The sequence below is a fragment of the Fibrella aestuarina BUZ 2 genome, from assembly GCF_000331105.1.
In the GTDB taxonomy this organism is placed as follows: Bacteria; Bacteroidota; Bacteroidia; order Cytophagales; family Spirosomataceae; genus Fibrella; species Fibrella aestuarina.
In genome coordinates, this window is sequence record NC_020054.1 from 5,566,990 (window position 1) to 5,585,886 (window position 18,897).

General features: G+C 54.1%; 18 protein-coding genes. 7 read left to right on the plus strand and 11 right to left on the minus strand.

All coding sequences use genetic code 11. From position 1 onward, the window contains the following. Window positions 1-4 precede the first annotated feature (4 nt). A complete protein-coding gene (locus FAES_RS23040) occupies window positions 5-955 on the minus strand; it encodes an OmpA family protein (protein WP_015333599.1) in 951 nt (316 codons plus the stop codon). 249 nt (window positions 956-1,204) lie between these two features. After that, window positions 1,205-1,981 (minus strand): hypothetical protein, encoded by a 777-nt coding sequence (locus tag FAES_RS23045; protein ID WP_015333600.1) that lies wholly within the window; start codon window positions 1,979-1,981, stop codon window positions 1,205-1,207. A 94-nt stretch (window positions 1,982-2,075) separates the two neighbouring features. On the opposite strand from FAES_RS23045, the gene FAES_RS23050 reads away from it, so the two are divergent. After that, window positions 2,076-2,849 carry a UDP-2,3-diacylglucosamine diphosphatase gene (locus FAES_RS23050; RefSeq protein ID WP_015333601.1) on the plus strand — a complete coding sequence of 258 codons (774 nt, stop codon included), beginning with the start codon at window positions 2,076-2,078 and terminating at the stop codon, window positions 2,847-2,849. Window positions 2,850-2,966: 117 nt separating this feature from the next. After that, the gene (locus FAES_RS23055) at window positions 2,967-5,426 is read left to right on the plus strand and encodes a TonB-dependent receptor (RefSeq protein ID WP_015333602.1); all 2,460 of its coding nucleotides are present in this window, start codon (window positions 2,967-2,969) and stop codon (window positions 5,424-5,426) included. A 91-nt stretch (window positions 5,427-5,517) separates the two neighbouring features. Here the strand turns inward: FAES_RS23055 and FAES_RS23060 are convergent, their stop codons facing one another. From FAES_RS23060 to FAES_RS23070, 3 genes are all read right to left on the minus strand, one after another. Next, window positions 5,518-6,444, minus strand: a complete 927-nt coding sequence (locus FAES_RS23060; protein WP_229364524.1) for an SDR family oxidoreductase — start codon at window positions 6,442-6,444, stop codon at window positions 5,518-5,520. A gap of 108 nt (window positions 6,445-6,552) precedes the next feature. After that, window positions 6,553-7,392, minus strand: coding sequence for a crotonase/enoyl-CoA hydratase family protein (locus tag FAES_RS23065; protein WP_041258313.1), 840 nt, complete (start codon window positions 7,390-7,392; stop codon window positions 6,553-6,555). Between the two features lie 119 nt (window positions 7,393-7,511). Continuing rightward, window positions 7,512-7,958: a type I restriction enzyme HsdR N-terminal domain-containing protein gene (locus FAES_RS23070; protein WP_015333605.1), complete on the minus strand. Its 447-nt coding sequence runs from the start codon at window positions 7,956-7,958 to the stop codon at window positions 7,512-7,514. 29 nt (window positions 7,959-7,987) lie between these two features. On the opposite strand from FAES_RS23070, the gene FAES_RS23075 reads away from it, so the two are divergent. Continuing rightward, on the plus strand, window positions 7,988-8,761 hold the full coding sequence (locus FAES_RS23075) for an AMP nucleosidase (RefSeq protein ID WP_015333606.1): 774 nt from the start codon (window positions 7,988-7,990) through the stop codon (window positions 8,759-8,761). 129 nt (window positions 8,762-8,890) lie between these two features. On the opposite strand, the gene FAES_RS23080 is transcribed toward FAES_RS23075, so the two are convergent. Further along, entirely contained in the window at window positions 8,891-10,225 is a 1,335-nt protein-coding gene (locus tag FAES_RS23080; RefSeq protein ID WP_015333607.1) for a tetratricopeptide repeat protein, read from the minus strand. 316 nt (window positions 10,226-10,541) lie between these two features. Here FAES_RS23080 and FAES_RS23085 point away from each other — a divergent pair, with 316 nt between their 5' ends. Next, a complete protein-coding gene (locus FAES_RS23085) occupies window positions 10,542-10,976 on the plus strand; it encodes an Hsp20/alpha crystallin family protein (protein ID WP_041258314.1) in 435 nt (144 codons plus the stop codon). 66 nt (window positions 10,977-11,042) lie between these two features. Here FAES_RS23085 and pyrR read toward each other — a convergent pair whose 3' ends face one another. Continuing rightward, window positions 11,043-11,588 carry a bifunctional pyr operon transcriptional regulator/uracil phosphoribosyltransferase PyrR gene (pyrR, locus tag FAES_RS23090; protein WP_015333609.1) on the minus strand — a complete coding sequence of 182 codons (546 nt, stop codon included), beginning with the start codon at window positions 11,586-11,588 and terminating at the stop codon, window positions 11,043-11,045. An 87-nt stretch (window positions 11,589-11,675) separates the two neighbouring features. Here pyrR and pth point away from each other — a divergent pair, with 87 nt between their 5' ends. From pth to FAES_RS23105, 3 genes are all read left to right on the plus strand, one after another. Continuing rightward, window positions 11,676-12,236, plus strand: coding sequence for an aminoacyl-tRNA hydrolase (pth, locus tag FAES_RS23095; RefSeq protein WP_015333610.1), 561 nt, complete (start codon window positions 11,676-11,678; stop codon window positions 12,234-12,236). Between the two features lie 268 nt (window positions 12,237-12,504). Further along, window positions 12,505-12,912 (plus strand): hypothetical protein, encoded by a 408-nt coding sequence (locus FAES_RS23100; protein ID WP_229364525.1) that lies wholly within the window; start codon window positions 12,505-12,507, stop codon window positions 12,910-12,912. Window positions 12,913-13,139: 227 nt separating this feature from the next. Further along, window positions 13,140-14,573: a hypothetical protein gene (locus FAES_RS23105; RefSeq protein ID WP_148289434.1), complete on the plus strand. Its 1,434-nt coding sequence runs from the start codon at window positions 13,140-13,142 to the stop codon at window positions 14,571-14,573. Window positions 14,574-14,651: 78 nt separating this feature from the next. On the opposite strand, the gene FAES_RS23110 is transcribed toward FAES_RS23105, so the two are convergent. The 4 genes from FAES_RS23110 to FAES_RS23125 all read right to left on the minus strand — a co-directional run bounded on the left by FAES_RS23110 (window position 14,652) and on the right by FAES_RS23125 (window position 18,872). Continuing rightward, window positions 14,652-15,095 carry a peptidylprolyl isomerase gene (locus FAES_RS23110; RefSeq protein WP_015333613.1) on the minus strand — a complete coding sequence of 148 codons (444 nt, stop codon included), beginning with the start codon at window positions 15,093-15,095 and terminating at the stop codon, window positions 14,652-14,654. A 98-nt stretch (window positions 15,096-15,193) separates the two neighbouring features. After that, window positions 15,194-16,828: an ABC-F family ATP-binding cassette domain-containing protein gene (locus FAES_RS23115; RefSeq protein ID WP_015333614.1), complete on the minus strand. Its 1,635-nt coding sequence runs from the start codon at window positions 16,826-16,828 to the stop codon at window positions 15,194-15,196. Window positions 16,829-16,926: 98 nt separating this feature from the next. After that, window positions 16,927-17,607 (minus strand): RloB family protein, encoded by a 681-nt coding sequence (locus FAES_RS23120; protein ID WP_015333615.1) that lies wholly within the window; start codon window positions 17,605-17,607, stop codon window positions 16,927-16,929. Beyond that, window positions 17,607-18,872, minus strand: coding sequence for an AAA family ATPase (locus FAES_RS23125; RefSeq protein WP_041258316.1), 1,266 nt, complete (start codon window positions 18,870-18,872; stop codon window positions 17,607-17,609). The genes FAES_RS23120 and FAES_RS23125 overlap by 1 nt, the downstream gene beginning before the upstream one ends. Window positions 18,873-18,897 lie beyond the last annotated feature (25 nt).

Genomic DNA, 18,897 nt, shown 5'->3' on the forward strand with positions numbered 1-18,897 from the left:
GCGCTTATTGAACGACAACGGTTACGCGGCGGTTGGCTTTGCGGCCTTCCAGGGTGGCGTTCGACTCTTTAGGTTCGGTTTCCCCCTTAGCGTTTACCTCGATCTGATCCGTTTTGATACCGGCCCGGGTCAGGCGGTTCTTTACGGTAGAGGCCCGCGCTTTCGACAGTTCGAGGTTAACCCCTTCCGGTCCCCGATCGTCGGTATGGCCGGTCAATACCAGTTTTTTGTCAGTATGCTCTTTCAGGTAAGCTTCGGCTTCCTTGAAGAATTTTTTGGTATCCTCGGTCTGAATGTAGTTCGACTGCCCCAACTTGAAATACAGATCGATCGGCTCGAATACCGACGTGAATTTCTGGGCTTCGGCCAGCGCTTCTTCGGTTTTGGGCTTCTCAGCCACCGTCGTGTCGGCTTGGGCCGCTTCGGTCTTCAGTCCATCGAACGCAAAAGCCAACCCACCATAGAGCGAGTCGCCCGGCGTGTTATAGGGCATTTGATTCGTATCCGTAGCCTGTACGCCACGGGTTGCCAGTTGCGCAGCCGGTACCCCCAGTGCGACCAGTTTCGCCTTAATGCCCTCGGCACGGGCTACACCCAGGTTAGCAAGGGTGGTTGTGTTCTGCTCGTCGGCATGGTAATAGCCGGTCAGGGTCAGCACCCGCCCCGGATTGGCTTTGAGGTAGTCGGCCACCGTCTGCAGGGTGTTGCCCACGGCTGCTTCACTGGCGACAGCACCCGACTTGGCAAAGCTGAAATTACCAGGTACGTTCCAGTTCAGTTTATCACCGTCGACGACAATCAGCGACGGCATGACAGCCGATGCGGCAGCAACAGGGGCGGTAGCGCTGGGCGGTGAGTCGCCGCATAGCTGCTTGATTTTGCAGACGTGCCACCAGGTCGAACCGCCCATCCAGAGCAGCAGCAGGACAATCCAAGGGGTTTTGTTCGTGAACATAAGGGTGGTTAACTAGGGCTAGTATTCCCGCTCATGGGCGCACCATTAAAGCGCAAACGTATGACGGGAGGTTAGTCGGTCAAAAATAGGCCCGTTCCCCATAATTGCAACACTGTCAGGGATTTTGCGGCGGTGGCAAGCTTACTTTTTACTTAGTATCACCCGCCTAAATCCATGCATAAACAAAACGCCCCTTCATGGCGAAGGGGCGTCGGAATCACGGATCAACTGAGAGTGCTGGAAAGCCCTTTACCGGCCTACCTCGGTGAAATGTTCACCCACCACCTCGTTGAAAATCACGTTGGACAGGATCGCAGCCTGCGCCTGCGCCTGAGCGGGCTTGGCGTTGCTTTTCACCTGTACATTCAGGATATGGTTGTTAAGCAGAACGTGCATCACGCGGGCTGAAGGGTCCCAAACGGCTTTATCGCCCAGACCCGGGTAGGCCAGAAAACGACCCGTGCTGGCGGCGGGCGTGGTGAGTTTGGTGGCGGCGGCTGTCACTCGCGACACGGTTGTAGCGGTGTCGTTGGCGGCCGAGGTGTCGCGTTTGGCGATGGTCCCCGTAGCCGATTCGGCCGGTTGCTCGGCGGCGGTACCTTCCGGCTCAGGGCCACTCAAGGCGGGCTTTTCGTCGGCCATCGCCATGGGCTGCTTCACGCCGGGCTGATATAGTTTATTGAAGACGTATTCGGCGTGGTAAATCGACGGGTAGGGTTTCACCGATCCGAACGAGACGGTCACCTGGTTGTTTTCCCAACTGAACGTACAGCCACGCGGACCGTCGACTTTTTCCATTTCGGTGGTGGCGCCCAGCTTGAAGGTGTTTCGGATAAACTCTTCGGCCAGGTAATTGCAGGGTTCATCGTAGTTCGCATCGTTGGAAAGCATGCGTACACCGACAACCTCGCGGGCCAATTTGGCGTTGGCGGTTCCGCCGGCGTCATTGGCGTCATCCTGAGTACTGGGGCGGCACGAAGCCAGGGCCAATAGGGCCAGTGAAAGCGGGAGAATGGAGTTTTTCATAGCAAGACCTGTAACAGGGTTATCAACCTGATTCGGGCGTTTACTGTTTACAGTTTACTGCATGCGGCCCGCCTGACGCTTACCTTTGTGTCGCATGAACGCCGTAGACCACCTTCCACTCGCGCCGGGGCAGCGCATCTATTTCGCATCGGATTTTCATCTGGGGGCGTTCCCTGCCGAACACAGCCGGGAGCGCGAACAGGCGATTGTGCGTTGGCTCGATCTGATTCGGCCCGATGCCGCCGCCATTTTTCTGGTGGGCGACGTCTTCGACTTTTGGTTTGAATACAAACACGCCATTCCGAAGGGGTTCATCCGGTTTCAGGGCAAGCTGGCCGAACTGGCCGACGCGGGTATCCCGATTACGCTCTTTACCGGCAATCACGATATGTGGATGAACCAGTACTTCACCGACGAACTGGGCATTCCGGTGTTTCGGCAGCCGCGCTCCTACCAGTTTGGCGAAAAACGGTTTCTGATCGGCCACGGCGACGGCCTCGGCCCTGGCGATCATGTTTACAAACAGTTGAAGAAGGTATTCGAGAACCCACTGGCCCGACAGGCCTTCCGCTGGATTCACCCCGATTTGGGCGTTGGGCTGGCACAGGCCTGGTCGCGCCGGAGCCGGGTGAGCAACAGCAAGAAAGGCGAGGAGCAGTTTCTGGGCGAAGAGCGCGAATGGCTCTGGCTTTACTGCCAGGCCGTGGAGAGCCAGCAACACCACGACTACTACATTTTCGGCCACCGCCACCTCCCGCTCGATCTGGCCGTGACGCCCAGCAGCCGGTACATCAACCTCGGCGAGTGGGTCAGCGCCCGCACGTACGGCGTTTTCGACGGTACTACCATGGTGCTGGAGCGGTTCTAGCGGCCTGGTGCGCTGGTCGTCTGCCATTCATCGCCGATTCTGACCGTTTCCGTATCTATCGATAAACGGGTGTAAATCAAGCCGGTATTTCGCGCAACTATCTAATCCAGCCACTTTATGCCTACCCGTTTACTCAGCTTGCTGGTCCTGCTGGCAATAGGCCTGTCGGTGCCCGTACAGGCCCAACGGAGCAGCCTTTCAGGTACGTTGCTGTCAGCCGACCAGACACCCCTCGACGGGGCCGTCGTGACGATGCTTCGCGCTGCGGATTCGACGTTTGTGAAAGCGGCCGTATCGGAGGCCAACGGTGCGTTTGTGCTGACGGGCCTGAAGCCAGGTACGTTCCGGCTGGCCATCAGCCACGTCGGTTACCAGCCCTATCGGAGCGCCCTGATCACGGTCGACACGGCCATGGGCCAGCAGACGCTCCCGCCGATTACGCTGCGCCCCGCCGACCAGACGTTGAACGCGGTAACGGTTGTGGCCAAGAAGCCGTTTGTGGAACAGCGCCTCGACCGGCTGGTTATCAACCCCGACGCCCTCATCACCAACGCCGGTACCAACCTGCTTGAGGTACTCGAAAAGTCGCCCGGTATTCAGGTCGATGCCAACGGAGTGATTAGCCTACGGGGCCGGTCAGGGGTGGTTGTCTTTATTGACGACAAGCCGACCTACCTCTCGGCCGACGATCTGGCCAATTACTTACGTTCGCTGTCGTCGGGGGCGGTAGCCAGTATCGAAATCATGACCAACCCACCCGCCCGCTACGACGCCGCCGGCAACGCGGGGGTGATCAACATCCGGCTGAAGAAAACGACCGTCAAAGGGCTGAACGGGGGCGCGAGTGTGTCGTACGGACAGGGGCGTTACCTGCGCAGTAACAACAGCGCTAACCTGAACTACCGCGTCAACAAGCTCAATTTTTTCACCAACCTCAGCGTCAACACCAACCGCACGTATCAGGACCTGACCATCTGGCGGTCATATTTCACGCCTACCCGGCAGTTGCAGTCCAACTTTACACAGAATTCGTATTTCAAACGGGCTCTGAACAGCGCCAATCTGAAAGTTGGCATGGATTGGTACGTATCCGACAAAACAACGCTGGGCGTGGTGCTAAGCGGCTTTCGCAACCGCAACCTGACGCCCATCACCAACAACGCTACCATCAGCAGCCCAACCGACGCCGTGACGGGCCGCGTGGAAGCATTGGCCAACCGCGACCTGCTCCTGCGCAACGGCAGCGTTAACCTCAACGCTACGCACCGCTTCGATACCACCGGGCGCGAGCTATCGGGCAACGTCGATTTGATTACGTACCGGTCCATGCAGGATCAGTCGTTGAGCAACACCATTTTCACGCCCGGCCAGCCCGTGGGGCAGAGCCTGCTCGAATCGACCCTGCCGACCAACATCACCATCCAGACCGCCAAACTTGATTACACGCACCCGCTTCGGGCGGGCGAGCGGTTTGAAGCCGGTGCCAAACGCAGCCAGATCGTAACCAGCAACGTCGCCGAGTTTTTCGATGTGGTCGACGGTGAACGCCTGCCCAACTACACGTTTACCAACAGCTTTGCCTACCACGAAACCATCAACGCGGCCTACATGAACTACGCCCTCAGCCAGGGACGATTTTCGGTACAGGCTGGTTTGCGGTTCGAGAATACGGCCATCCGGGGCGATCAGACCGGCAACATCACCCGGCGCGACTCGTCGTTTACACGTACCTACAACAGCCTGTTCCCGACGTTCTACGCCAACTACAAGCTCGACAAAGCGGGGAAGCACCTGATCAGCGTCAACTACGGGCGGCGCATCGACCGGCCCGACTACCAGAGTCTGAACCCGTTTACGTACCCACTCGACCTGTTTACGCTCTACGGCGGCAACCCGTTTCTGCGGCCCACGTTCTCCAACAATCTGGAACTGTACCACGCCTACAACAACAAGCTGACGACGGTGCTGCGCTACAGCCGCACGCGCGATGTGGTCACGGAAACGATCGAACAGGGCATCAACGCGCAGGGCAATAACATCTTCTACAGCCGCCCCGGCAACATCGGTGAACTCACGAGCTACGGCGTGGCGATGAACGGCAGTTTTCAACTCGCCAAGTGGTGGACGCTGCAACTGTACACGGAAGTAACGCACAACGCGTTTCAGGCCACGCTCTACAACCAGCTTCTCAACAACTCGGGGGCCTACTGGTACGTGGCCCCAACCAACCTGTTTCAGCTGAGTAAATCATGGAGCGCCGAGGTGGCTGGTACGTATCAGACGAAGGTCTACACGGGGCAGTTTGTGCTCATTCCCGTGGGTAGCGTTCGGGTGGGGGCTTCCAAACGGTTGTGGGCCGAGAAAGGGACGCTCAAAATGTCGGTGAGCGATCTGTTCTACACCAATCAGCCCGGCGGCACGATCCTGAGCATCGCCAACTCGACAGCCCGCTGGTATAGCCTGCTCGACAGCCGCGTGGCCACGGTGGCGCTGTCGTACCGGTTCAGCAATGGCAAAACGCTCGCCCCGCGCAAAACTGGCGGTGCCGAAGCCGAACAGGGCCGGGTAAAGAGCTAGCCTGACGTTTGAAACACGACAAACGGCGCTGGGCCCGACGTAGGTACGTACCTGCATCGGGCCCAGCGCCGCGCTATTTTTCCTACGACGGTTATGAGTTCTGGCCTTCTTTCTTGCTTTCGCGGTTGGCCTGCTTAATGCTCTCGCCGATCATGTCCCACTGCTCGGGCGTGACCTGCTCAAGGTGGCTGAACTCCCCGGCCGACAGTACTTCGCCGCCGTCGATGGTGATGCACTCACCTGTAACGTACCCAGAGAAATCCGACAGCAGATAAGCCGCCAGGTTGGCCAGTTCCTGATGCTCACCCACGCGCTTCAGCGGAATGCGGCTGGTTGGGTCCATCAGTTTCATCAGCGGCTCGGGAAAGAGCCGATCCCAAGCCCCTTTAGTTGGGAAAGGCCCCGGCGCGATGGCGTTAAGCCGGATGCCGTAGCGGCCCCACTCGGCGGCCAGTGATTTCATCATGATCAATGCCCCGCCCTTAGCTACCGCCGATGGCACAACGTACCCAGACCCCGTGGTAGCATACGTCGTGGAGATGTTCAGCACCGTGCCTTTGATCCCTTTTTCGATCCAATATTTGCCGACCGCCAGCGTGAAGTAATACGTACCCCGCAGCACAATATCGACTACCACGTCGAACGCCTTGTACGACAGCCGCTCGGTTGGGCTGATAAAATTTCCCGCCGAATTATTGAGCAGGCCATCAATCTGCCCAAACCGCTCAACCGTTTTAGCAATTACGTTTTCAATCGCCATTGGGTCGCGCACGTCGCAGGCCACCGCCAAGATTTGACCCGGACTAGGCGACCCCGAGTCGGCCCGTGCACTCATTTCGGCAGTTAGCTCAGCGGCGGTTTGGTCGAGCACGGCCTGTCGGCGGCTACAAATCGTGACGTTGGCCCCCAGTTGCAAGAAGTAGCGGGTCATCGATTTGCCCAGGCCCGTACCACCGCCCGTAACAATTATGGTTTTTCCTTTCAGCGCATCATCGCGCAGCATGCCTGTCGTGTTCATGAATGTATGGGATATGCTGAATGGACAATTAATAATGTACAATGTACAATGGTTTACGTTAGCGTAACCGCATTGGTCAGTATACATCATTCATTGTCCATTATTCATTCAATACCCCCGGCTGATTTTCTTGTTGAAGGCGGCTTTACGGCGCTCGGCGGTGGCCTGCATCGCTTCTGAGAAATCGGGCAGTTGCAGTTGAGAGGAGTTCAGGTCGGCTACGTACTGGAGGCCTTCTTCGATGCCCTTACCCATTCCGTAGTTGAGCACGTTTTTGGCGCCCTGCACGGCCGAGGCCGCGTTTTCGGCAATCGTCTGCGCCATTGCCATCGCTTCGTGGAAAAGTTGCTCGGGCGAATCGAACACGTGGTTGACCAGTCCCGTGCGAAGGGCAAAGGCCGCGTCGTAGTCGCCAGCGGTAAAGGCCATTTCGCGCGTAACGCCTTCGCCCACGATCCGGGGCAGCCATTGCAACCCGCCGATGTCGGGCGTAATGGCCAGCTTGGCTTCGCGCAGGCTGAATTTAGCGTCGGCAGAGCACAGCCGGATATCGGCCGCCGAAATCAGGTTGAGCCCGCCGCCAATGCACCAGCCGTGTACTGCTGCAATGAAAGGCTTGGGCGACTCGTGAATTTTCTGAAAACCCGACTGCATCTGCCGAATCATGGTCACCAATTCCTGCCGCCGATCGGTTTGCTGGGGATCGCCTATCATAGCGGCCATGCGGGGCATCATCTGATTCAGATCGAGGCCATACGAGAAATGGTCGCCGCTGCCGCGGATCACCACCACCCGAACCTCATCCATCGCCGAAATGGCCTCGATAGCACGGGGCAATTCGTCCCAAAATGCCGGGCCCATGGCATTGCCTTTACCCGGTCCCAGCAGCGTGAGCGTCAGCACGCCTTCCGCCTGCTCCAGCGCGAGCGATTCGTATTTTTCTTCCACGGATACTCTGTTGATTATGCGTTGTTGATCGGTAAAATAACGGGTTGTCCTGTCATGTTGTGCGTATTTTTTTGGACAAGACATGGGCAAAGCGGCCAATCAGCCCCTTCACCCGCACCCTATTGATCATAAAACGGGAAATCGTCGAGGAAGTTAACCGAAGCCGTTTGGTGGCACACCTGGCAGCAGTAGTGCGTCAGGCCGTTGGTCACCACAATGTAGGGAGCCTGATGCACGTGGTTGTAGCGCGTAGCCTGATCAAACACCGCCTGCGTCAGGTCGACGTGCGACGCCTTGCACTCAACCAGCAGATACGGTTTACCATCGCGCGAAAAGGCCAGCAGATCGGTTCGTTTCTGGGTGGCGTTCAACGACAGCCCCCCCTCCGATCGGATCAGCGCCTTGGGGTATCGGTAATGCACAACCAGCAGATTGATGACGTGCTGACGTACCCATTCTTCGGGCGTCAGCCGGACGTACTTGCGGCGTAACAAATCGAAAACATAGGGTTTGCCGTCGATCTGCGTAAGTTTACAGTCAAATTCGGGCAGGTTCAGCGCGTCCATACACGAAGATACCCCCTGACTCCCACTTCATGAAAACCAAAGACGAAATCGTTCAGAATTGGCTTCCCCGGTATACGGGCACGCCCATCGAGCAGTTTGGTGAGTATATCTTGCTGACCAACTTCATCAACTACGTTGAGCTGTTTGCTCAGATGCATAACGTAGAGATTTATGGCATGGGTCGGGCGATGCAAACGGCAACGGCCAACAACATTACCATCATCAATTTCGGGATGGGTAGCGCCATGGCGGCCACCGTCATGGATCTGTTGGCGGCTGTCAGCCCCAAGGCGGTGCTGTTTCTGGGCAAGTGCGGTGGTCTGAAACGACGTACCCAGCTCGGCGATTTGATTCTCCCCATCGCGGCCATTCGCGGCGAAGGGACGAGCAACGATTACATGCGCCCCGAGATTCCGGCTCTGCCTTCGTTCCGGCTGCAACGGGCCGTCTCGTCGATGATCAAACGCCACGAGCTCGACTACTGGACCGGCACCGTGTACACGACCAACCGGCGCATCTGGGAACACGACGAAGCCTTTAAAGAGTACCTGCGCGACACCCGGGCAATGGCGATCGACATGGAGACGGCCACGATCTTTTCGGTGGGTTTCGTCAACTCCATCCCCCACGGGGCCTTACTGCTGGTATCCGATAACCCGATGGTGCCCGAAGGCGTGAAAACCGAAGAGAGCGACAAGCGCGTGACGGCCAACTTCGTGGAGAAACACCTGCAGATCGGGATCGACTCCCTCAATGAACTCGCCTCTTCCGGCGAATCGGTGAAGCACTTGCGGTTTGAATAAACGAGTCTGGCAAGTCGTAGAAATAAGAGTCCGAAGTCTGGAAAGACGGTTTACCTGTTGCCTACGCACAGTACTTAAACCGACTTTCCAGACTTCGGACTCTTATTTCTACGACTTGCCAGACTTATACTAATTACAGAAATCGCTGATCACTTTATAGGCTGGTGTGTACCCCAGTTCACCCGCTTTCGACAGGTCGAGGCAACCGCTGTTTTCGTCACCCAGTGCGTGCTTGATCACGCCCCGGATGTAGTAGGCCTCCGCATAGCGCGGGTTCAGTTTGATCGCGCTGTTGCAATCCTGAACGGCCCCTTTCTGATCGTTCTGTGCCGATTTGATCATCCCCCGCGTGAAATAAGCTTCCGAGTAGGTTGGGTTCAGTTCGATTGAGCGGTTCAGATCAGCAATCGCATTCTTCACATCACCCTGTTTGTTACGGCTTACGGCGCGGCTGAAATACGCTTCCGACCGCTCGGCCGACAATTCGTTGATCTTGTTTTTCTCCTGCACAACGCCCCGCAGTTCGTCCAGCTTGTCGTGGCTAATGCGCCCACTGTAGTACACCTTCGTTTCAACGTTGCTGTTTTTCACTTCGATCGCCTGGTTGAAATCGGCAATCGCGCCTTTCTGATCACCCAGCTTACTGCGGCAGAAGCCCCGGCCGTAGTAGCCCCGGAAGCTATTCACATCAAGCGTGACGGCTTTGTCGTAATCGGAGTTGGCCCCTTTGTAGTCTTCCAGCTTGCTTTTGGCATACCCCCGGTTCAGCAACGACTCGGCATCGTCGGGATTCAGTTCGATGGCTTTATTACAATCGGTAATCACACCGGCAAAGTCATTCAATTCCAGCCGCGAAGCCGCCCGTGCGGCATAGGCCTGCGCTCGTTTGGGATTCAGTTCAATCAGTCGTGTAAAATCGGCCAGACTGCTCGTGTACTCCGCTAGGCGCTGCCGGGTAATGCCCCGCGCGTAAAGAGCCGCCTGGTTGGTAGGGTCCAGTTCAAGTGTGCGGGAGAAATCCTGCAAGGCGCCCCGGTTCTGATCCAGGCGGCTGCGGCTGGCACCCCGGTTGTAAAAGGCCTGCGGGTCGTCGGGGTTCAGTTCGATAGCCCGGTTGAAATCGAGCAGCGCTGAGCGGTGATCATCCTGTTTGCTTTTGCTGACGCCACGGCTCAGAAAGGCCAGGGCATCTTTTGGGTTCAAATCGATGGCCCGGTCATAATCGAGCACTGCCCCCCGGTGGTCTTTCAGGTTGGCTTTGGCCAGCCCCCGGTTGTAATAACTGGCCGAATTCTCGGGATTCATTGTAATGGCCATGCTAAATGCCTGCAGGGCCCCCGTGAAATCCCCCGAACGGCTTTTGGTCACGCCACTTTCAAAATAGTCAACAGCCGTTTGCTGTGCCCAGCTTTGTAGCGACACACAAACAAGCAAGCCAACTACCAGCCTAGTAAAAATTTTCATGGATTGCAAGATCTTTAAGAAAACGGAGACTTTTATTAGTTAATGACCTTTAAAAGTACGTGTTACGGCCTTGCCACCCAAATTGTTCATATACAATTTGGCGTATAAACCCTCTAAGAACTCTAAGTATAACTAATCATAAAACGCGTGTCAACGTACCCATCTCAACCAGAATGACAGCGCCTATACTGCCATTTTGACCTTAAAAGATGGGCGAAAGCCAAAAAATCGGCCATTTTGACCGACAAAAGCGAGTGGTACATGATTTGACTAAAGGATGGTATCCTGCTTATGAATGCAGTTAACCAACACAACTATGAACACCTTAGCTCGCGTAAACAACATGCCGACGTTGCTCGACACTTTTTTCGGTCCTTCATTGATGACTCGCCCTTACGTAACCCGCTACGCTCAGCCTACGCTGACCACGCCAGCCGTTAACGTGAAAGATACGGAAGCCGCCTACCAGATTGACGTGGCTGCTCCCGGTGCCAAAAAAGAAGATTTCGGTTTGTCGCTGAACCAGAACGTATTGACGATCAGCTTCAAACATGAGAAAAACACGGAAGAAACCAACGATAATTACGTTCGCAAAGAATTTGCGTTCCAGTCGTTTGAGCGGAGCTTCCGGTTACCCAAAACGGTGAACGCCGAAGGCATCAAAGCCACCTACACCGACGGTATTCTGTCGGTTGAGTTGCCGAAGATGGAAGAGCCGAAGCCCGAAGTGAAGCAAATCGCCATTGCCTAATGACCCGTCCGGCGGCTTTCGTCGGATAAACAAACCAAGGCAACCGTCGACTGACGGTTGCCTTTTTTATTGCGGGTCAATGAGCCAGATTCGGTCCTGTTCGGCGCCCTGTTCAGTCCATTCGACCAGCACCCGCTGGGTGTCGAGCGTGTGTACCCGCTGCCCGATGTAGTCGGGTGTAATGGGTAAATCGCGGTTGTATTGCCGGTCGATCAGCACCATCAACTCTACTTTGGCAGGGCGCCCGAAAGCCGTCATGGCGTCCAGCGCAGCGCGTACCATCCGGCCCGTCGCCATTACGTCGTCGATCAGAATAACCCGCTTCCCTTCCAGCAGGAACGGCACATGGGTGGTGTTTGCGCGCAGCGGGGAGTCGCGGCGGCGGAAATCATCGCGGTAGAAAGTCGCATCCAGATAGCCCAGCGGTACATCCTTGCCCAGGGCGCGGTTCAGTTCACGCACGACCCGTTCGGCAAAGTAAATCCCGCGGGGTTGCAGGCCCAGCACTACGGAGTTAGCAAAATCAGTGTGATTCTCAATCAGTTCCTGACTAAGGCGGCTAATAACAATTTCAAGCAGTGGACTGGCCAGTACAAGACGTTTCTGATTCATGCATTAAAAGTAGAAATTTGCCGGGTAAATAAAGTTATACCGTTGTAACCGCAGCAGCGGACTATACAGCGCTCTGTCTCATTCGCTATGAAATTCCTGATTGTGGGCTTGGGTAACATTGGCCCCGAATATGCTCTGACCCGGCACAACGCGGGCTTTATGGTGCTCGACCGACTGGCCGCCCAGCATGGCTTTTCCTTTACAATGAACCGACTGGCCTATACGGCCAAATGGAGCTACAAGGGTAAACAGTTGTTCCTGATCAAACCCACTACGTTCATGAACCTGAGCGGCAAGGCGGTGTCTTATTATATGAAACAGGAAAACATTCCCCTGGAGAATGTGCTCATCATCACCGACGACAAAGATTTGCCCTTCGGCAAACTGCGCCTGAAACCGAAAGGCTCACCCGGTGGGCATAACGGACTACGCCACATCGACGAAGTGCTGGCCACCCAACAATATGCCCGCCTCCGCTTTGGGATCGGGAATGATTTTGCCCGCGGCCGACAGGTCGACTTTGTTTTGGGTGAGTTTCCGGAGCCCGAATTGAGCGAGTTACCCGCGGTTTTGGACCGGGCGGGTGAGATGGCCGTCAGTTTTTGCACTATGGGCATACAGCAGACGATGAATAATTACAACCAATGATTGTACTTAATAAAGAATTTTCACTATTCTTGAAAAAGTACAAACTGGATGACTATCGTCAAATGACCCATATAATATTTTGTCAAAATATCTATTTTAATAAAATTTTCGCTTTTGATTCGCGAATTCAATAGCTTATTTCAGAACAATATTCTAAAGCGCGCTATCTGTTGGTTTGTAATATTCAAACTTCGATAGATCTTTGTGTGTTCTTTAACCAAAAGGAAAATAGAACAAAACAATGAAAACGCGTGTTATCTTTGCATCGTTGATTCTAGGATTAGGAATCACAGCATCGGCAAGCGCGGCTACCACCAATTTTGATGATAGCCCCGCTGCTAGCAAGGCGGCGGGAACGCTGCTGGTTAATGGTTCGGAAAAGTCGTTTGCTTCGTTTATCGGGCAGAAGGCCAACCGGATTACTCGTCAGCCGGAATGGCAAACGTACATGGCCGTCGTGTCGATGTACAACCAAAATCCGGTATCGGTACTGAGCTTATCAGCCGCCGAGCGTGACGAGTTTTTGAAAGCTTCGTCTAAGGTGACGGGTCAGTTAGCCAAGCTAACCGACGCTACCGCCACACAGTGGTTGGCCCAGGCTACCAATACCGTCCGGATACTTACTTATTTCTGGACAGTAAGCGCCGATCAGCCACAACTGCCTGACAATGAGTAGTTAAAAATTCTACTGATTTAGTTGGGTTCTTGGAACAAGAAAGGGTTTAAGTTAGTTTTTCATGTAGAAAAGGTTAAGGGTTTAGGAATAGTCAGTAAAGAGCCAGGTCGATGATCTGGCTCTTTCTTTTTGTGCCCAATCACATTGCAGGGGCAGGTACGTTATCTTGGCAGGTCTGCTTATCAGACTGATTGCTGACACGTATGCGCGTCTGTTTCTCTTCGATATTGCTTCTTTGGCTTCTTCCCTTTGTGGTGCTTGCCCAATCAGCCAACGGCCTGCGGCTCTACAGTCCCAACCCGCACTACCTGGCTTATCGGGGTAATCCGCTTGTGTTGGTTGGTTCCGGCGAACATTATGGGGCGCTCATCAACCTCGATTTTGATTACCGAACGTACCTGCGCGCGCTCGCCGCCGACGGCCTCAATACCACGCGCCTGTTTATGGGGGCGTATGTCGAGAAATTAGGCGATTTTGGCATTCAGAAAAACTCGCTGGCACCGGCCAACGGGCAACTACTGCTGCCCTGGCGACGCAGCCATCAGCCGGGCTATGCGTTAGGCGGCAATAAGTTTGATCTGACCACCTGGAATGATGCCTATTCGGCCCGCCTGTTCGACTTCATGACGCAGGCCCGCCAATTGGGCATCATCGTTGAGGTGGTTTTGTTCTCGTCGCACTATGCCGATGGCTGGGCGTACAGCCCCTTCAACCCGGCCAACAACATCAACCAGACCGATTCCATAGCTTCGGCGAAGGTGAACACGCTGGAAAACGGCAATATCCTGACCTTCCAGGAACAGTATGTGCGCGAGTTGGTGCATCAGTTGAATCCGTTCGACAACTTTTACTTCGAAATTCAGAATGAACCCTGGGCCGATCAATCAGATGTGGTCAGAATGCGGAACGCCTATGGCCCACCCACCGATTGGCGCGCTACGCTACAGGTGGTATCGCAACGCTCGGCCGACTGGCAGCGACGTGTGGCTTCCTGGATCGTCGACGAGGAACAGAAGCTGATCAACCGCCACCTGATCGCGCAGAATATCAGCAACTTCGACTACCCCATCACCGATCCTGACCCCGCCGTTTCGATCTTCACGTTTCACTACGCATCGCCTGAAGCCGTGCGGGTTAATGCACACCTCAACAAGGTAATTGGCTTCAACGAAACCGGCTTTGCCGGTCAGGCCGACTCGACTTACCGGCGACAGGCCTGGCGCTTCCTGATGAGCGGGGGTGGCCTTTTCAACCAACTCGATTATTCGTATTCAGTTGGTCACGAGACCGGGCGCGATACCGTGGGTACGTCGCCGGGCGGTGGCGGTCCCGCATTGAGGGCCCAACTCCGCGTGTTGAAGTCGTTTGTCGAGGAGTTGGTTATTGTTCAGCTTCAACCCGACTACACCGTTGTGAAAGCGGCCCCAGGTACGCAAACCTGGGCCATGAGCAACGGCAAAACGCGCTGGGCGATCTACTGCGAAACCCTCGCCACTCGGTCGTATCCCCTTACCTTGTCGCTGCCCACAGGCAACTATTCAGCGCAGTGGATTGATGCAAAGACCGGGCAGCTCGTCGCCACCGAGAAACTGGTTGCCGGACAGCCGCTGCGTGCGCCCGCCGGTGTGGTCGATCGGGTTGTTATCATTAAACGCCTCTGACTGGCACTCAACGTACCCAGCAACAAAAAAGGGCGTTACAGCTAGCTGTAACGCCCTTTTCGGCAAAAAGCAACGTACCTAGGCAGCGGCTTCCTCCGTGATCTGGATCGACTGGATTTTGTCGCCCTGCTTGATCTGATCGATCACGTCGAGGCCTTCCGTCACCTTACCGAATACCGTGTGGTTCCGGTCTAGGTGGGCGGTGTTCTGGCGGTTATGGCAGATGAAGAACTGCGAACCACCCGTGTTGCGGCCCCGATGCGCCATGCTCAGCACACCCCGGTCGTGGTACTGGTTGTCGCCGGTCAGCTCACAGGGAATGCTGTAGCCGGGACCACCCGCGCCGGTGCCGGTGGGGTCGCCCCCCTGAATCATGAAGTTCGGAATGACGCGGTGAAACAGAACGCCATCGTAAAAGCCCGATTTGGCTAGCTTAACAAAGTTGGCAACAGTACCGGGTGCATCTTTCTCGAAGAATTCGATGGTCATCGAGCCCCGGTCGGTGTTCATTATCGCTTTCATAGAAGGAAGTTTGACGTTTACTGTCTAACGGTTGGTGTTGCTAACGCGTCGATTCGTGCGCCAGCGACGTTAAACAATAAACGTCAAACAGATTTTAGTTAAACAGTTTGTCCGTAGAGTTCCTCGCGCTGCTGCTTCACACGCGGGTCGGAGATGAACTCGTCGTAAGTCATAAGTTTGTCGAGCATACCGTTGGGCGCCAGCTCGATGATGCGGTTGGCAATCGTCTGCACGAACTGATGGTCATGCGACGAGAACAGCACCGGGCCTTTGAACTCGATCAGCCCCCGGTTTTCGGCTTCGATCGATTCCAGGTCGAGGTGGTTGGTCGGCTCATCGAGCAGCAGGGCATTGGCGCCCGACAGCATCATTTTCGAGAGCATGCACCGCACTTTTTCACCCCCCGACAGCACCGTTGCTTTCTTCAGCGACTCTTCGCCCGAAAACAGCATCCGGCCCAGGAAGCCGCGAATGAAGCTCTCGTCTTTTTCCGCCGAGAACTGCCGCAGCCAATCGACCAGATTCAGGTCGACATCCTGGAAGTAGGCGTCGCGGCCCGTATCGTTGGGGAAATAGGAATTCGTGATCGTAACCCCCCATTTGAACGTACCTGAGTCGGGCTGCTTCACGCCCGCCAGGATATCGAGCAGGGCCGTAACGGCCAGGCTGTCGCGGCTGTACAGGAAGATTTTATCCTGCCGACCCATCGAGAACGACACGTTTTCAAACAGCTTCTGCCCATCCTCGCCCGTGTAGGTCAGGTTCTCGACCGTCAGGATCTGATCGCCAGGTTCGCGTTCGGGTTTGAAGTGGATGTACGGGTATTTCCGCGACGACGGCTGAATGTCGTCGATGGTGAGTTTTTCGAGCAATTTGGCCCGGCTTGTGGCCTGCTTCGACTTCGAGGCGTTGGCCGAAAAGCGCCGGATAAACTCTTCCAGTTCTTTCCGCTTGTCTTCAACCTTCTTGTTCTGATCCTGACGCTGACGCAGGGCCAATTGGCTCGATTCATACCAGAACGTGTAGTTACCGGCATACATCTTCACCTTCGCGAAGTCGATATCCACGATATGCGTACACACCTGATCGAGGAAGTGACGGTCGTGGGAAACGACGATCACAGTGTTCTTGAAATTGGCCAGGAACCCTTCCAGCCAGATGCTCGATTCAACGTCGAGGTTGTTGGTCGGTTCGTCGAGCAGCAGAATGTCGGGGTCGCCAAACAGGGCCTGCGCCAACAGCACGCGCACCTTTTCGGAGGCGTTGAGGTCACCCATGAGCGTGTAGTGCAGGTCTTCGCGGATACCCAGCCCCGACAGCAGCGAGGCAGCGTCTGACTCGGCATCCCAGCCATTCATCTCGGCAAATTCGGCTTCCAGTTCGGCGGCGCGTTCGCCATCAGCATCCGAGAAATCGGTCTTGGCATACAGCACGTCTTTCTCCTGCATGATGTCGTACAGGCGCTGATTGCCCATAATCACCGTTTGCAACACGGGGAATTCATCGAAGGCAAACTGATTCTGTTTCAGCACCGACATCCGTTCGCCGGTGCCAATGCTGACGTTACCTGTCTGCGGCTCAATTTCGCCCGACAGGATTTTCAAAAAGGTTGATTTACCGGCTCCGTTGGCCCCAATCACGCCGTAGCAGTTACCGGGGGCAAATTTTATGTTGACGTCGTCGAAGAGCACGCGCTTGCCGTAGCGCAGCGAGACGTTTGATACTGATACCATTCGTATACGTTGTGGCTGAATTCAGGCCGCAAAGGTACGAATTTTTAGCGGGAAAGGGGAGCGACCAGCGTCATTCGCTCAGGTTATAATCGGCCCAATCACTTGAACTGAAGTAGCTTCTTGATCAGTCGATGTACCTCTGTCCTAGGGTTATGGTCGGCATAGTCTGTACGATCTCCGAAGGGTTCCGCTAGCCGTTCCGCCCGCTTGATGGCTTGTTCAATGTCCCCATGTTGCATCAACAACGCGAACATCGCTTCGCTGTTCTTCTGATATTTATAAGGCTTACCCAGGCAGCGTGTCAACTCTCGTTCAATAACCTTCTGATACTGACTTCGACTCATGGCGTGCTCAATAAGCTGGAAATGCAAAATATACCAGAGTTCAAAGGCCTCATTGGTCCAGGCACAGTGCATACCTATTTGCAGGGCTTGTGTGATAGCAGCATTTATGTGCTGCTTTGGGAAGCTGTCCCGATCAAAGACAACCCACACTTCGTCAATCGGCTGCGTCGAACCTGATTTTTTATGTTGCTCTAGAAGTCGTTCTGCTTCATCAATGACTGACAGCGTATTCTTACCCGTTCCGGCTGCTTTGAAATCGGCGACACGAACTATGTTTGGCGGCAGATCTTTCTTTATGCCTTCGAAATAATTAGGCTCCGTTTTAGTCCCTTCGCAGACGATTAGAAAGAATTTTCGCAGTGATTTGGTAGCCTCTACCCGGCGTGTTTCCTGCCTAGCAAACCGGCCCGGATTGATCGTACCTTTTCGAGCCATTACGAAAGCAGTTTCGAGAAATCACCAATATACGGAATCGCTCCATAACGCCCCTGAATATAATCCTTCTCAAATGACCGATCTTTTCGCACAGTCGTACCGTCTTCCTCTTTGTAATCGACTAAAGAATATAGGCTAGTCGCTCCATATTTATCCTTTTCCGTAAAGTAGATCTGATCCCTCCGAAACTGTCCATAACTCAACAGATTAGTGTCGTGGGTGGCAAAAATTAACTGAGCGCCTGTAGGGTTGTTTTCAGGACCATTAAATAGATTGATTATTTCTTGTGTTAAAAGTGGGTGAAGTTTCGCATCTAGCTCATCAGTCAACAATACTCCACCTTCTTTTAGTACTCGGAAAACAGGATATATTAGATCAATAATTTTAACTGTCCCTGATGATTCTTGAGTATCCAAGTCAAAGTAAACTTTATCAACTTCTTTTCCTTTTTTATCAAATTTTATATGTACTGATTTCGCTTCAAGAGCGAGCAAATCACCTATCCTAGACAAAAACTTACTTAGTGATGATTCATCATCTGACTCTTCACGTTCCTTAGAAAACAACTTTATGTCTAGAAATCCGAGGTCCATCCTTTTTATAAACTTCCTTATATTCTCAGATTGATCTCCTATGTTCATCGACAATCTTGATTCGAATCTTCTTTCTTCATGCAATATACCAGAAACTGATAGAAAATTATAGAAAAGCCATTGTATAATCTTAGTTGAAACTGCAACATTAAATTGATCCGTAATTGTAAGAAAAAGCTTGTTATTACTTGTACGCTGCTCTAGCCCTTTGCTCTCTTTAAAGGCTTTGCTTACCTCTATTATTTCACCTTCACGAACAAATAATACTTTTTCCTGCTGCTTTTTTGCCTCAAACAGCCATTCAGCGTAAACACGCTCTTTATTGGCTTCAAAGCCGTAGCGGTAACGTACCCCATCAAGCAGGAACAACATTTCGAAATAGCTGGGCGCATGCTCGGTTTCTGTGCTAAGCAGAAAAGGCTCAACAGGAATAGTAGCTGTTGACGATTGAGCAGCAGATGTTAAGATAATCTGGCGCATAGTCGCCATTGCCTTCAGCACGTTTGATTTACCGCTGGCATTAGCTCCGTAGATTACGGCGGAACGCAACAGTTTGTACCGCCCCGCGTCGATCAGGCGGTCCTGGTATTCCGTGATGGACGAGGCATCCATCCGTAACGTTTGCTTGTCTTTTATCGACAAGTAATTTCCCACACTAAACTCGATCAGCATAATTCCGCTATTGATTGTGTGCAAA

Bases quoted from the DNA above. Each gene is read 5' to 3' on its own strand.
- FAES_RS23040 (WP_015333599.1), bottom strand. From the start codon at position 955: ATGTTCACGAACAAAACCCCTTGGATTGTCCTGCTGCTGCTCTGGATG.
- FAES_RS23045 (WP_015333600.1), bottom strand. From the start codon at position 1,981: ATGAAAAACTCCATTCTCCCGCTTTCACTGGCCCTATTGGCCCTGGCT.
- FAES_RS23050 (WP_015333601.1), top strand. From the start codon at position 2,076: ATGAACGCCGTAGACCACCTTCCACTCGCGCCGGGGCAGCGCATCTAT.
- FAES_RS23055 (WP_015333602.1), top strand. From the start codon at position 2,967: ATGCCTACCCGTTTACTCAGCTTGCTGGTCCTGCTGGCAATAGGCCTG.
- FAES_RS23060 (WP_229364524.1), bottom strand. From the start codon at position 6,444: ATGAACACGACAGGCATGCTGCGCGATGATGCGCTGAAAGGAAAAACC.
- FAES_RS23070 (WP_015333605.1), bottom strand. From the start codon at position 7,958: ATGGACGCGCTGAACCTGCCCGAATTTGACTGTAAACTTACGCAGATC.
- FAES_RS23075 (WP_015333606.1), top strand. From the start codon at position 7,988: ATGAAAACCAAAGACGAAATCGTTCAGAATTGGCTTCCCCGGTATACG.
- FAES_RS23080 (WP_015333607.1), bottom strand. From the start codon at position 10,225: ATGAAAATTTTTACTAGGCTGGTAGTTGGCTTGCTTGTTTGTGTGTCG.
- FAES_RS23085 (WP_041258314.1), top strand. From the start codon at position 10,542: ATGAACACCTTAGCTCGCGTAAACAACATGCCGACGTTGCTCGACACT.
- pyrR (WP_015333609.1), bottom strand. From the start codon at position 11,588: ATGAATCAGAAACGTCTTGTACTGGCCAGTCCACTGCTTGAAATTGTT.
- pth (WP_015333610.1), top strand. From the start codon at position 11,676: ATGAAATTCCTGATTGTGGGCTTGGGTAACATTGGCCCCGAATATGCT.
- FAES_RS23110 (WP_015333613.1), bottom strand. From the start codon at position 15,095: ATGAAAGCGATAATGAACACCGACCGGGGCTCGATGACCATCGAATTC.
- FAES_RS23115 (WP_015333614.1), bottom strand. From the start codon at position 16,828: ATGGTATCAGTATCAAACGTCTCGCTGCGCTACGGCAAGCGCGTGCTC.
- FAES_RS23120 (WP_015333615.1), bottom strand. From the start codon at position 17,607: ATGGCTCGAAAAGGTACGATCAATCCGGGCCGGTTTGCTAGGCAGGAA.
- FAES_RS23125 (WP_041258316.1), bottom strand. From the start codon at position 18,872: ATGCTGATCGAGTTTAGTGTGGGAAATTACTTGTCGATAAAAGACAAG.